Here is a 13,984-nt window from a genome sequence, read left to right as displayed (position 1 = left end):
CTTTTTTTGTCTGGCCGGGCCGTATTACCGCAAGCTGACTAGGCAGTCAATCCTATTCAGTCCAGTTCATGCCTATCCCCAAAGTTTTTGGGGCGTCGTTTCGGAACAGTTTCCTACTTTCGTCGCTCTCAACCTAACACCTTTTCCCTATGATTTTAATTGCCGACGGCGGCTCCACCAAGTGCAACTGGTGCCAGCTCGACGACGCCAACCAGCGCGTGTATTTCAATACTGAAGGGTACAACCCCGACTTCATCGATACCGCTGGCATCGCGGCCTCGCTCACCGAGCATTTGCCTTCCACGCTGCCGCGAGACGCGGTGAGCGAGGTGCACTTTTATGGCGCTGGCGTCTCGTCGCCCGAAAAAGCTGAGGTAATTGCGGCGGCACTCCGGCAGCTTTTTCCCAATGCTCAGGCCTACGTAACCGAAGACTTGCTGGCCGCCGCGCGGGCTCTGCTGGGCCACAAGCCGGGCTTTGCCGCCATTTTGGGCACGGGCACCAACTCGTGTCTGTACGATGGCGAGAAGATTACCTACAACGTGGATTCGCTGGGCTACTTCCTGGGCGATGAAGGGTCGGGGTCTTATTTTGGCAAGCGGCTGCTGCGGGACTACCTGCGCGGCCTGCTGCCCGATGGCCTGCAAGAAGCGCTGCAGAAAGACTATAACCTCGGCTCGCGCAACAGCATCCTCGACCGCCTCTACAACCAGCCCCTGCCCAACCGCTACCTGGCCAGCTTTGCCAAGTTTGCCTACGACCACAACAACGTGGCGTACTGCCGCGAAATCGTGCTTGAAGGCTTTGAGACCTTCTTCCAGAACCTGGTGGTGCACTACCCCAAGTACCAGGACTACTCGTTCAACTGCATTGGCTCGGTGGGCTACAACTTCCGCGACGTGCTGACGCAGGTGGCGCGCCGGCACGGCATGGAAGTGGGCAAAATCATCCGGTCGCCCATCGACGACCTGGTGTCCTTCCACGAGCAGGAGCAGAACGAAAAGCGCAACGCCTAGCAAGCGCCGCTACCATCACAGCTCTACTATTGCAAAAGAATTGTGAGGCCACAAAAAAGCCGCCCCGGAACCGGGCGGCTTTTTTGTGGCCGGGCAGAAACAGCCCTAGTGCTGCACCACGAGGCGCACGGTTTGAGTGAGCTGGCCCGTGGTGACGCGGACGAGGTACACGCCGTCGGCCAGGTTGTCGACGGGCAGCAGGGCCTCGTGGCCACCGGCGGCCTGCCGGGCCACGCACTCGGTGCGCAGGGTGGCGCCCAAGAGGTTGTGCACCGTGAGGGTGACGGGGCCGGGGGCGGCCAGCTCGTACTCGATGCGCGCGGTGCGGCTGCTGGGGTTGGGCGAGGCCGTGAGGCGCAGGGCGTCGGTGCGGCGGGCTTTGGTGGCCAGCAGCGTGGCTTTCCTGAGGTTGCGCGAGGTGTACACGGCGTATTCGCCGGGCTGCAGGCTGATGGGCGCCGTGGCGTTAGCCACCGTGATGCTGTCGCCGCTCAGGTAGTTGTACCACTTGCCGGTGCGCTGGAACTCGGGGTTGATGCTGGCTACGTTCACGTCGAAGTTGCCAATAACCGTCACGCTCAGGTTGGCGTCGGTGAGGTGGATGGACTTGGTGGCGCTGGCGAGCTGCTGGGTGTAGGTGCCGGTTTTGAACACGGGCTGCGTTTTCTTCAGCGCAATGAGGTCGCGGTACACGTTGTAGAGCTTGCGGCGGTTGGCGTTCTGGTAGTAGTTCCAGAGGATGGGCTTGTTACCGGTGCGGCCATTCTGGTCGATGCTGATGTCGTAGCCTACTTCGCCGAACTGCCAAATCATCTTGGGGCCTGGCACGGTGAAGAAGAAGGCAGCGGCGGCTTCGTTGCGAGCCAGGGCGGTGTTGAGGTCGCGCACGTTGTGGGCGGGATTGGCCTGGTTGCCAAAGGTGAGGTTTCTGTACATCAGGCGCTCCTCGTCGTGGCTTTCCATGTAAGTCACCAGGTTGGGGCTGGTCCAGGTGCGGGCGCCGAAATAGCCACCACTAAAGTCGGCCTTGCTGTTCACGTAGCCCATGGTGGCTTCGTTGTAGCTCACGTTCATGTTGCCCCACAGCATCATGCCGTAGTCAGACAACACCTTTTCCTCGGAGTTATCGGAGAGGTGCTCCAGGATGCAGTACACGTTAGGGTCGACGGTCTTCATGAAATCGTAGTAGTCCTTCCAGATATTGATGCGCGACTGGTCATAGTTGCCCCAGGCGCCCACGTTGTTGGGATTATTCACTTGGGTAAAGCCCTTCGACAAGTCGAAGCGGTAGCCGTCGACGCGGTATTCCTGCAACCAAAACTCCATCACCCGCTTCGAGAAGTACTTGGTGAACGCACTTTCGTGGTTGAAATCGTAGCCTACGTTGAAGGGGTGCGTGGCGTCGGCATTGAACCAGGGGCTGTTGGCGGCGGGCTTATTGGCCACGCCGTCAAAATACATCTGCACCATCGGCGACTGGCCGAACGAGTGGTTCAGCACCATATCAATCACCACGGCCATGCCGCGGCGGTGGCATTCGTCAATGAAGCGCTTCAGCTCGTCCTTCGTGCCGTAGTACTTGTCGGGGGCAAAGTAGAACGAAGGATTGTAGCCCCAGCTCTCGTTGCCTTCAAACTCATTGATGGGCATCAGCCCGATGGTGTTGACGCCCAGGCGCTGCAGGTAGTTGAGGGTGTCCCGCAAGGTTTGGTAGTCGTGGCGACCAATGAAGTCGCGCACCAGCAGCTCATAAATCACCATGTCGGTGCGCGCGGGCCGGGTGAAGGTGGTGGTTTGCCACTGGTAAGGCGTCTGGTTGGTTTGCAGCACCGACACATTGCCGGTGGTGGCGCCCGTGGGGTAGGGCTTCAGGTTGGGATAGGTCACGCTGGGAATGAACGAGTCGTCGCCCTGCAAAATCTTCTCTGAATACGGGTCCGCTACGCGCAAAGTGCCGTCCACGAGGTACTGATAGCCGTACTCGCGGCCCGGCGTCAGACCATTAATCTGTATCCACCAGCGGGTGCCGTCGGGGGTTTGGTTCATGTAGGCGCCGGGCTCGGGTTGCCAGTTGTTGAACTCGCCCAGCACGTACACAAACTGCTTGCTCGGGGCCGTTAGATTGAGGATGACCGACGTGCCGCCGGCCAGGTAGGTGATGCCGTCCTTGGCGCCGGCGGGCAGCGCGGCCACGGTCACGGCGGGGCGCACCACAAACACCAGCGAATCGGCGGCGGGGGTGCCGCTGCCGGTGCTGGCCGTGAAGCGCAGCACGCTGCGGCCGGCTTGGCTGGCCGTGACGGTGGTAGTGAGCGTGGTGGCGTTGGCCTGCTGGGCCACTTGGGCGCCGTTGAGGGTGAAGGTGAGCGTGGCGGCGGCCGAGGCCGTACCGGTCACGCTAACCTGGGCGTTGGCGTTCACGAACAGCGGGTTGCCGCCCGGGTTGGGCGCCGGGCTGGTGATGCGCGCTGACAAGCCGGCCTGGGCCACGTCCACGAAGATGTCGCCGCCGCCCGCGGCCCGGCCTACCACGGTGCCGTCGGCGTTTTTGAACAACATTCCCAAGCGGTATATCACCTCAGTGGGCAACAGCCCGGGATAGAAGGTGCGGGGCGTGAAAGTGATGGTGTAGAGGTTGGGGTTCGAGCCCGAACGGGTCATTTTAGAGTCCGGGTCGCCCGTGTTGAAGGGTGGGCTTTTCACGCGGCTCCAGGTGGTGCTCGTGGGGCCTGCGGTTATCGCACCGGTATAGATGTAGACGTCGCCCGTAAAGTTGTTGAGTCCAGCGTTGCCTTGGGTGGCGTCGAAGGTGATGGTGACCGGCGTGGTTTCGGTGAAAAACACCGGTTGGGTGGTCACCACCTGCGCCTGGGCAGTCCAGGCTAGCAGCGTGAGCAGCAGGGTTGTAATTCGGGTAAATGTCTTCATTGGGGAATTTTTGGTGGGATGGTTGAAGGAAGAATACGGGCCAGCGCACGCCAACTGCGCAAACGTTAGCGCAAGATAAGACAAACCCCCTTGAGTGGCGGCCCAAAGCCTACCTTTACTGGGAAATATTGTTTGCATGCAGCTCGTTTCCCGCCTTTTTATTCCGGTACGGCTCTGGTGGCTGGCGGGGCTGATGGTGGGCGTTAGCCTGGCCAACTCCGGCGCCACGGCGCAACCCCTTCGCTCCGACAGCACCGCGCAGCCAGCGCCCGTCGATTCGGCCCGCCTGCGCCAGCAGCGCCTGCGCTGGCTGGTGGGCGGCTCGGCGGTGGGCTATGGCGTGATTTACACCGGCCTCACCACCTCGTGGTACACCGGCGAGCGTACGTCGCTGCACTGGTTCAACGACCTGTCTGAGTGGCAGCAGCTGGATAAAGCCGGCCACTTTTGGGGTGCATTCCAAATCAGCCGCGGCGCCGTGGACATGCTGCGCTGGGCTGGCCTGCCCGAAAAGAAGGCCGTGTGGTACGGGTCGTTTGTGGGATTTGCCATTCAGAGCCCGCTGGAATTGCTGGACGGGCGCGACCCGGCCTACGGCGCCTCGGCTACCGATTTGGCCGCGAATTTTATGGGTTCGGCGGGCTTGCTGGCCCAGCAGCTGGCTTGGCGCGACGTGCGCATCATGCCCAAATGGTCGTTTCACCTCACCGGCTACGCCGCCCGCCGGCCCAACGTACTGGGCAGCAACGTGCCCGAGCGCTGGCTGAAAGACTACAACGGCCAGACCTACTGGCTCTGCACCGACGTAGGCGCTTTCTTGAAGCCCGGCAACCGCTGGCCGCGCTGGCTGCAGCCCGCCGTGGGCTACGGCGGCGAGGACATGGTGTACAACGAGCCGCAGGACAACGCCGCGTTTGGGCTGCGCCCCTACCGGCAGTATTACCTGTCGCTCGACGTGGATTTGCGCCGAATTCCCACCCGCAGCGTACTGCTGAAACGGGTGTTCTACACGCTCAGCATTTTCCACCTGCCGGCCCCGGCCCTGGAGTATAACGGACGCAACGGTTTCCGTTTTCACGGTCTCTACATGTGACCGCAGATTTAACGGATTTCAGCGGATTGAAACGGATTTTTGGTGGTTCCGCGACTGGGGCCGGGCAGTCAATTGTTGACGAATTGGCGTAGTGACAGTCCAAGGCTTTACGCAAGCCGTACTTTTGTGTACTCAGGATTGGGGGCTTACACGGCAACCCCAACGACGGAACCACCAAAAATCCGTCCCAATCCGCTTAAATCCGTTAAATCTGTGGTCATGAATGTAGGAGATAGAGTCCGGCTGCTCACCGGCACCGAAGAAGGCATCGTTACCCGTCTGCTCGACAGCGAGTTGGTGGAAGTGGCCATTGATAATGATTTCACCATTCCCGTGCTGCGGCGCGAAGTAGTGGTGGTGGCCCAAGAAGAAGGCAAGAACTTCGACCGCACCAACATTGAGTATCGCGCCGGCCAGGTGCCTGGTAAAAACGCCAACGCCAGCAAGAAAGACCGCAGCCAACGCCCGTCCCAAGGTCCCGCGGGGGCCAAGCCCGTCCAGCCCTCGCTGCAAGAGGCCCTGGCCGCGGCTGCCTCAAGCGGCGCCGGCCTGGCCAAGATGGGCGGTAGTGCTGCACCGGCTCCCAAACAAGCCGCGGCCGCTAAAGGCCTGTTTCTGGCCCTGGTGCACCAGTCGCCCGAGCTGCTGGGCGTCACGCTCATCAACAACACCGAGGCCGACGTGCTGTACACCTACGGCGAGGAAACCGCCGCCCGCCCTTACCGCGCCCTGGCCGCCGACAAGCTGGGCCCCAAGGCCAGCACCAAGCCCCTCTCCTTCCTGCACATGAAGGATTTTGAAACCTGGCCCGCCGTGGTGGTGCAGCTACTGCCTCATCGCCACAACGGCGACGCCGCGTATGAGCTCATCACCAAGCGGCAGGGCTTCAAGGCCAGCACGTTCTATTCGAGCCAGCGTCCGGCGCCGGTGATTGGCAAGGACGCCTACCTGTTTCAGCTAGATGAGAAAGCGGCCGCGGCCATAGCCCCTGAGCAATTGGTTCAGGAAACGCCAATTGCCGCTTCTGCCCCTGCCAAGCCCGCCGGCGTAGATGCCGCGGCCCTCAAAGCCCAGCTCACCGGCGACGCCCCGGCCAAGCCCGCCGCGGTAGTGGCCGCCGCAACGCCCGCCCCCGCGGCGCCCGTAGTGGCCCCTCCGCACGAGTTCGACCTGCACCTGGAAGCCCTGCGGCCCGACAACACCGAAGAGTTCAGCAACACGGCCATTCTACGCCTGCAACTCGACGCGTTTGAAGATGCGCTGAGCCGAGCCCTGGCCACCAACATGCACGAAATCGTGTTCATTCACGGCATGGGCAACGGGGTGCTCCGCAAGGAAATTCACCGCCAGCTCAGCCGCAACAAGGACATTAAGTTCTTCGAGGACGCCCGCAAGGAGAAGTTTGGCTTCGGCGCCACGCTGGTGCGGCTGAAGTAGGAAGTAGCGGGTTGATTCTTTACAGCCTCAATAAGAACGTCATGCTGAGCTTGCCGAAGCATCTCTCCCACGCAACTAATCATAGTTAGTGTTGCGGGAGAGATGCTTCGGCAAGCTCAGCATGACGTTCTTTTGTTTAATTCATTGTTCTTTCCGGCTACTGCCACTTTCATGCGCCACTTCTTCCTACTCGCGGCCCTGCTTTTCACGCTTCCTGCGCTGGCCCAGCAGCCGCTGCCCGTGCCGCGCAATCTGCAGGCCACCTACGCCAAAGGCACCCGCGCCGAAACCGGCCTGCCCGGCCCCAACTACTGGCAAAACACCGCCGATTACGACCTCGCCGTCACGTTTGACCCCGTGAGCCGCCGCGTGGCCGGCACCGTAGCCATTGCCTACCAGAACAACAGCCCCGACTCGCTGCGCCAGCTCTGGTTCAAGCTCTACCCCAACTTTTACCAAAAAGGCGCACCCCGTGCCCGCACCATTGCGCCGGAAGACATTGGCGAAGGCGTGAAAATCACGGCTCTCAGCATCAATGGCGCAGCTTTCGACCTGAAAAAGCTGACCATTAATGGCACCAACATGGTGGTGCCGCTAAGCCGTGCCATTAGTGCCCGGCAGGCGGCTACGGTGAAGGTGGCCTACTCGTACACGCTGAACAAAGGCTCGCACACCCGCACCGGCGAGGTTGAGCCGGGGGCCGCTTTCGTGGCCTATTTCTTCCCCCGCATTGCCGTCTACGACGACATCGACGGCTGGAACCGCCTGCCCTACACCGGCGACCAGGAATTCTACAACGACTTCTGCAACTTCAAAGCGGCCATCACCGTGCCCAAGAACTTTGTGGTGTGGGCCACCGGCGACCTCAAAAACGCCGACCAGGTACTCACCAAGAAGTACGCCCAGCGCCTGCGCGGCGCCGAACAGAAAGACGCCGTGGCCGCCATCATTTCGGCCGAAGACGCCCAGCGCCGCGACATCACCGCGCCCAACGCCCAAAACACCTGGCGCTTTGAGGCCCGCAACGTGACGGACTTTGTGTTTGCCACCAGCGACCATTACGTGTGGCAAAGCACCAGCCTGGTGGTAGACCCGGCCACCAAGCGCCGCACCCGCGTCGACGCCGTGTACAACCCCAAGCACAAAGACTACGAGGAGGTTATCGATTTCAGCCGCAAAACGGTGGAGGCCATGAGCTACACCTTTCCCAAATGGCCCTTCCCCTACGCCCACGAAACCGTGTTCGACGGCCTCGACCAGATGGAATACCCCATGATGGTGAACGACAACCCCACCGAAACACGCTTCGACGCCATCACCCTCACCGACCACGAAATCTTCCACACGATGTTCCCCTTCTACATGGGCATCAACGAAACCAAGTACGGCTGGATGGACGAGGGCTGGGCCACCATCGGCGAGTGGATGATATCCAGCATCATCGACCCCACCGTGGAGGACGACTACGGCATCAAGCCCTACGCCCAGGCAGCGGCCACCGAAGTCGACGTGCCCATCACCACGCTCACCACGCTGCAAAACGGCACGGCCATGTTCCTGAATTCCTACGCCAAACCCGGCATGGGCTACCTCTACGTGAAGGATTTGCTCGGCGACGAGCTGTTTACCAAGGCGATGCACACCTACATCCGCAACTGGAACGGCAAGCACCCCATGCCCTACGACTTCTTCAACAGCATGAACGCCGGTGCCGGCCGCAACCTCAATTGGTTCTGGCAGCGGTGGTTTTTCGACGCCGGCTACCCCGACCTCGCCATCGCCAACGTCACCAAAACCGCCGCCGGCTACGACATCCAGGTGCAAGCCAAAGGCAGCAAGCCCGTCCCCGTGGACCTAACCGTGACCTTCGCCGACAACACCACCCAGAAACTCCACCGCACCATCGCCGTCTGGGAAACGGGCGCCACCTCCGTCACCGTGCCCGTGGCCACCAAGCAACCCGTGAAGCAAGTGACGCTGGGCAGCACGCTGGTGCCGGACAGTTTCCCGAAGGACAATGTGTGGGAGGGGAAGTAGAAAAAGTTTACAATAGAACGTCATGCTGAGCTTGTCGAAGCATCTCGCCCGCTTTAGTAATTCATTATCAGTATAGTTTGTCATGCACGTTTACATCCTAACAAACATGACCCGGAAAGTCCTGTACATAGGCGTGACAAACGACTTAGTGCGCCGCCTTGCAGAACATTCGGGTGGCCTAGGCATCACTAACAAGTTTACGAGTCATTACCAAACCAACTTATTGATTTATTTTGAACACTGTCCCAATGCACAGCAAGCCATAAGTCGTGAGAAGCAATTAAAGGGCTGGAATTGAGCGAAAAAGGATGCTCTAATCAATGCTTTTAACCCTTTGTGGGAAGCCATTGATTTAGAAACATGGCATGGATAAAAAGCAACGAAGCGGGCGAGATGCTTCGACAAGCTCAGCATGACGTTCTAATTTGTTCAGGTACTACCTTTGCCCGCAGTGATGGGTCGCCCCACCGCGGCGCTTTCGGGCGACGAGGAAAGTCCGGGCAACGCAGAGCACCCTGCTTCCTAACGGGAAGGACTGGCGCGCATAACGCAACCCAGGACAGCCAGTGCCACAGAAAACTACCGCCGGGCGGTGAGTGGTGAAATGGTGAGATGGTGAGTTGTCGTTCCGGCACTCACCAATTTCACTACTCACCATCTCATCATCAGGTAAGGGTGAAAAGGTGCGGTAAGAGCGCACCAGCGGGCGGGTGACCGTCCCGGCTGGGTAAACCTCAGGGGTTGAAAGACCAAATAAGCTGGTACGCCGGCGCGGCTTCGGCCGCATCGGCACCGGGCGGCTCGTCCGGCGCCAGCGGGTAGGTTGATGGAGCCTTTCCGCGAGGACTGGCCTAGATAAATGGTGGGGACGCGGCTTCGGCCGCGGACAAAACCCGGCTTACAGACCCATCACCAAACATCAAAAAGGCCGCCGCAACATAAGTTGCGGCGGCCTTTTTGGTTGTGCCGGTCCGGCCGCCCTAGGCGGCCCGACCGGTTGACGCCCGACGAATGCCGTGTCAACTTCAACCGGTCGGGCCGCCTAGGGCGGCCGGACCGGTGTCCGACCAGTTACTTCTTATTCGCCGCGCGCACCGCTTTCACCTCAGCGCTGCTCACCGCGCTGGCTTTGTTGCCAAAGCTATTGCGAATGTAGGTGAGCACCTCGGCCAGCTGTTGGTCAGACAATTGGGTGAAGGCGGGCATCACATTGGTATACACTTCACCGTCGATTTCGACGCCTTGCATGCCGTTTAGGAGCACGTTCACCAGGCGCGTTTTGTCGCCGAGCACCCAGGATGTTTTGGTCAGGGGCGCGTTCATGCGCTCCACGCCGCCGCCATCGGCCTGGTGGCAAACCAGGCAGTTTTGCGCGTAGAGGGCCTTGCCGGCGGCTAAAGTGGCAGCCGGAATGGCGGCCGAGGCGGCGGGCGTCTTGGCCTTGGCGGCCGGTTTCTTTTGAGCCATTGCCGACAGGCTACTCCCTACCAGCAAGCTCAATAACAACACTTGAAACTTCATCAAACAGGCTATTTCTTGGCGTAAACGATGCGGTATACGGTGCCGGCCTTGTCGTCGGTGACGTACAGGGAGCCGTCGAGGCCCTGGGCCAGGCCGCAGGGCTTGTGGTCGGGGCGGCCCGCGGCGGCTTTCTCGGGAGTGCCCGCGAAATTGTCGGCGAATACTTCCCAGTCGCCGGACGGCTTGCCGTCTTTAAACGGCTGGAACACCACGTAATAGCCTTTCTGGGGCTCTGGGGCACGGTTCCAGGAGCCGTGGAAGGCAATGAACGCGCCGTTGCGGTACTTTTCCGGAAACATGGTGCCGGTGTAAAAGAGCAGGGCGTTGGGCGCCGTATGGGCGGGATAGGCCGCGGCGGGGTCGAGGTATTTGGCGTCGGCTTCCTTCTTGCCGTCGCCGCCGTATTCCGGGCACACCATTTTCTTGCGCTGCTGCGGGTCGTAGTACATGTAGGGCCAGCCGGCGTTGTCGCCTTTTTTCAGGGCGTACAGGCACTCCGCGGGCAACTCGGCCGACTGCTTGGTGGTGTAGAGCTCGGGGAAGTTGTCGGCGAGCTGGTCGCGGCCGTGCTGCATCACATAGAGCTGGTTGGCTTGCGCGTTCCAGTCCAGGCCCACCACGTTGCGCAGGCCGGTGGCGTAGCGCGTGCCGGTGCCATAGGTCTGGTTCAGCTTGTCGGCCCGGAATTGCCAGATGCCGCCCGCCGAGTCCAGAATGGGGCAGTTGGGCCGGCCCAGGGAGCCTTTCTGCCGGTCCTTCACCTGGCAAGTGTTGGCGTAAGCTCCAATGTTGACGTAGATATTGCCCTCCTTGTCGAGCGTGATGGACTTGGTCTCGTGCTGGCCGCGGTTAATCAGGCCGGTGACGATTTTTTCGGGCTGGGCGGGGTTCGTCACCTCCCCTTTCGCGTTCAGCTTGTAGCGAAACACCTCCTCGTCGGACGAGGCGTACAGGTACTCTTTGTTGCTGTAGAGCCCGGTGCCGCCGTAGTTGCCGAAGCCGCTCACCACCGTGGCCTTGCCGCTGCCGTTGTCGCGCAGCATGAGCACGCCCTTGCCGTCTTTGAGCCGGCTCAGCTTCACGAAAATGGTGCCCTGCGGCGTCACGGTGATGTGGCGGGCGCGGCCCCCCGTTTCGGCCACCACCAGCGCGCCAAAGCCGGCGGGCAGTTTCAGGCCGGCGTTGTCGGCGTCGGGCGCCACGGTGGGCTTGGTTGTCAGAGAATACAGGCCGAAGCTGCCGGCGAGGGTCGCCGCAACCAGCAGGGGCCGGATTATTGCGCTTTTCATGAAGAAGTTGGGTTAGAAAGAACGAAGAACACACCAAGGTAACGCCGCGGGCTTGAGCCCCGTCACGAAGCCAAAGGTCGGCGCCGAAACCAGTTGCCGCCAAAAGCCTGGGCAGCCCGTTGCCACCACGCATTTCGATGCCGGCCCACGAGTTGCCAACAGAAGCCGCCGGCCCCGGCAGTTGTTTGCTACGGTCTTAAACTCAGCGCGCCGCTTTTCGTTACCTTCGCGCCGCGCTGATTGCCCCAATTTCTGTATTCGCCCCTATGCCCCGTATTCTCATTATTGACGACGAAAGAGCCATTCGCAACACGCTGAAGGAAATTCTGGAGTTTGAAAACTACACCGTCGACCAGGCCGAAGACGGCCCCGCCGGCCTCGACATGCTCATTGCGCAGAAGTACGACGTGGTGCTCTGCGACATCAAAATGCCCAAGATGGACGGCCTCGAAGTCCTCACCCGGGCCCAGGCCATGGGCGCCGACGCGGCCTTTATCATGGTGTCGGCCCACGGCAGCATCGACACGGCCGTGGAAGCCACCAAAAAAGGCGCCTACGATTTCCTCTCCAAGCCGCCGGACCTCAACCGCCTCCTTGTGACCGTGCGCAACGCCCTCGACCGCAGCAAGCTGGTAAGCGAAACCAAGACGCTCAAGAAGAAGCTTTCCGTCACGAAAGGCTCGGAAATGGTGGGCTCCTCGGCCGCTTTGGGCAGCGTGCGCAAAGCCATCGAAAAAGTGGCCCCCACCGACGCCCGCGTGCTCATCACCGGCCCCAACGGCGCCGGCAAGGAGATGGTTGCCCGGCAGCTGCACGAGCTCAGCCAGCGCGCCCACGGCCCGCTGGTGGAAGTGAACTGCGCCGCCATCCCATCGGAGCTAATCGAAAGCGAGCTGTTCGGTCACGAAAAAGGCTCCTTCACCTCGGCCGTGAAGCAGCGCATCGGCAAATTTGAGCAAGCCGACGGCGGTACCCTGTTCCTGGACGAAATCGGCGACATGAGCCTTTCGGCCCAGGCCAAAGTGCTGCGCGCGCTCCAGGAAAGTAAAATCACCCGCGTAGGCGGCGAAAAGGAAATTTCGGTGAACGTGCGCGTCCTCGCCGCCACCAACAAAGACCTGTTGCAGGAAATCGCCGAGCGCAATTTCCGGGAAGATTTGTACCACCGCCTCTCAGTCATCCTCATCCAGGTGCCGGCCCTCAACGACCGCCGCGACGACATCCCCGAGCTAATTCAGAAGTTCCTCAACGACATCGCTGCCGACTACGGCAACAAGCCCAAGAAAATCGACCCGGCCGCCCTGGAATACCTCAAAGGCCTGGACTGGCGCGGCAACATCCGCGAGCTCCGTAACGTGGTCGAGCGCCTCGTAATTATGAGCGACGACACGATTTCGGAAGGCGACGCAAAGGCGTTTGCGGGAAAGTAGCGTCCGGGCTGTCATTGCGAGTGCAGCGAAGCAATCCGTCCTGGTCTCAGCGACCAGCTTAATAATGTGACACTTCGTTTTACTGAAAAGCCCCGGCACGGCGCCGTGCCGGGGCTTTTTACGCTTTCGAAGGTTGCTGATTTTAACAGGACGGATTGCCACGGCCTGCGGCCTCGGAATGACAAGCGTTACGTAGCCATCTGATTACACCCGCGCACGTCCGAATTATCCATCCGCCCCAGTACCTCAAAACTACCGTCTTCGTGCATCCGCGCTAGGTCTTTGGTTTCGATGAAAGCGCAGGAATCAATGTTTGCTAAGTCAATGACGTTGATGGCGCCGTCGGGCCTGCCGCCAATCGAAAAAGGGTCCGAAGGGTCGCGCAGCAGCACCCGCAGCGGCGCGGGGCAATGGAAACGGCCGTCGCCCAGCGAGTAGGCCTGGCTGAGCAACTCGGTCATGCCGTATTCGGAGTGAATGCCGGCCGGGCCGAAGGCGAGTTGCAGTTCCTGGTGCAACTCCTCCCGAATCATCTCGCGGCGGCGGCCTTTCATGCCGCCGGTTTCGAGCACGGTCAGGCCCTGCAGCTCGGGAGCCGGGCCGGTTTCGGCCGCGAAGTCCAGCAAGGCGTAGCTCACCCCAATGAGCATCACGCGGCGGCCGGTTTGCTTGGCTTCGGCCAATGCAGCACGCAGGGCGGCGTGGTCGTGCAGGAAAAACGCGGGCTGGGTTTGGCCTGACTGCCGGGCGAAATGGTCGACCATGGCCACCAGGGAAGACTGGCCTTGTTCGAGGTAAGAAGGCAGCAGCGCCAGAAACGTCCAGCCAGAGAGCGGGCCGTAGTATTGCTCGAAAATGCGGGCCGCATTGTCGCGGTACAGGGCCGGGTCGCGCACGAGGTGGCGGCTGCGTTGCTGCAGCGTGGTGCCGCTGCTCAAAAACACTTCTTGCGGCTCCCACTCGGCCGGGCAGGTGCGCACGTCGTGGGTTTTGAAAAACTCAATGGGCAAAAACGGAATTTCCTCCAGGTGCGCCACGTGCGCCCACGGCAGTCCCAGCGCCTTCAGGTACGCGGCATACGGCGGGCAATGCGCCGCCTGGTGCCGAAACAGCGCCAAGGCAGCTGGCTCGAAAGTAGCTGCCGTGAGGCCGGGCAAACGCTTCAAAAAATCAGCTCGAAAACTCATACGCAGGCCGCGGTGTTAGCAGCGACGATAGAACCAACCGCCCCCG

At 61.0% G+C, this 13,984-nt stretch carries 10 protein-coding genes and 1 other RNA gene; 7 read left to right on the top strand and 4 right to left on the bottom strand.

Annotated elements, in window-relative coordinates:
• The first annotated feature begins 149 nt into the window (after positions 1-149).
• Positions 150-1,016: an N-acetylglucosamine kinase gene (locus VF629_RS00640; protein WP_331056506.1), complete on the top strand. Its 867-nt coding sequence runs from the start codon at positions 150-152 to the stop codon at positions 1,014-1,016.
• 105 nt (positions 1,017-1,121) lie between these two features.
• Here VF629_RS00640 and VF629_RS00635 read toward each other — a convergent pair whose 3' ends face one another.
• Positions 1,122-3,944 (bottom strand): alpha-amylase family glycosyl hydrolase, encoded by a 2,823-nt coding sequence (locus VF629_RS00635; RefSeq protein WP_331056505.1) that lies wholly within the window; start codon positions 3,942-3,944, stop codon positions 1,122-1,124.
• 136 nt (positions 3,945-4,080) lie between these two features.
• On the opposite strand from VF629_RS00635, the gene VF629_RS00630 reads away from it, so the two are divergent.
• The 5 genes from VF629_RS00630 to rnpB all read left to right on the top strand — a co-directional run bounded on the left by VF629_RS00630 (position 4,081) and on the right by rnpB (position 9,428).
• A complete protein-coding gene (locus VF629_RS00630) occupies positions 4,081-5,037 on the top strand; it encodes a DUF2279 domain-containing protein (protein ID WP_331056504.1) in 957 nt (318 codons plus the stop codon).
• A 219-nt stretch (positions 5,038-5,256) separates the two neighbouring features.
• Positions 5,257-6,474 (top strand): Smr/MutS family protein, encoded by a 1,218-nt coding sequence (locus VF629_RS00625; protein ID WP_331056503.1) that lies wholly within the window; start codon positions 5,257-5,259, stop codon positions 6,472-6,474.
• 171 nt (positions 6,475-6,645) lie between these two features.
• The gene (locus tag VF629_RS00620) at positions 6,646-8,511 is read left to right on the top strand and encodes a M1 family metallopeptidase (RefSeq protein WP_331056502.1); all 1,866 of its coding nucleotides are present in this window, start codon (positions 6,646-6,648) and stop codon (positions 8,509-8,511) included.
• A gap of 82 nt (positions 8,512-8,593) precedes the next feature.
• On the top strand, positions 8,594-8,809 hold the full coding sequence (locus VF629_RS00615; RefSeq protein ID WP_331056501.1) for a GIY-YIG nuclease family protein: 216 nt from the start codon (positions 8,594-8,596) through the stop codon (positions 8,807-8,809).
• A gap of 153 nt (positions 8,810-8,962) precedes the next feature.
• An RNA gene (gene rnpB, locus VF629_RS00610) (RNase P RNA component class A) lies at positions 8,963-9,428 on the top strand.
• 154 nt (positions 9,429-9,582) lie between these two features.
• Here rnpB and VF629_RS00605 read toward each other — a convergent pair.
• Both VF629_RS00605 and VF629_RS00600 read right to left on the bottom strand, forming a co-directional pair.
• Positions 9,583-9,978, bottom strand: coding sequence for a cytochrome c (locus VF629_RS00605; RefSeq protein ID WP_331056500.1), 396 nt, complete (start codon positions 9,976-9,978; stop codon positions 9,583-9,585).
• Positions 9,979-10,040: 62 nt separating this feature from the next.
• On the bottom strand, positions 10,041-11,321 hold the full coding sequence (locus tag VF629_RS00600; protein WP_331056499.1) for a PQQ-dependent sugar dehydrogenase: 1,281 nt from the start codon (positions 11,319-11,321) through the stop codon (positions 10,041-10,043).
• A 266-nt stretch (positions 11,322-11,587) separates the two neighbouring features.
• Here VF629_RS00600 and VF629_RS00595 point away from each other — a divergent pair, with 266 nt between their 5' ends.
• Complete coding sequence (locus VF629_RS00595) at positions 11,588-12,751, top strand: sigma-54 dependent transcriptional regulator (RefSeq protein ID WP_331056498.1); 1,164 nt, start codon at positions 11,588-11,590, stop codon at positions 12,749-12,751.
• A gap of 188 nt (positions 12,752-12,939) precedes the next feature.
• Here VF629_RS00595 and VF629_RS00590 read toward each other — a convergent pair whose 3' ends face one another.
• Positions 12,940-13,917: an acyl transferase gene (locus tag VF629_RS00590; protein ID WP_331056497.1), complete on the bottom strand. Its 978-nt coding sequence runs from the start codon at positions 13,915-13,917 to the stop codon at positions 12,940-12,942.
• Positions 13,918-13,984: the final 67 nt, after the last annotated feature.

The organism is Hymenobacter sp. (assembly GCF_036388155.1).
In the GTDB taxonomy this organism is placed as follows: domain Bacteria; phylum Bacteroidota; class Bacteroidia; order Cytophagales; family Hymenobacteraceae; genus Hymenobacter.
This window is presented reverse-complemented; position numbering and strand designations above follow the sequence as displayed.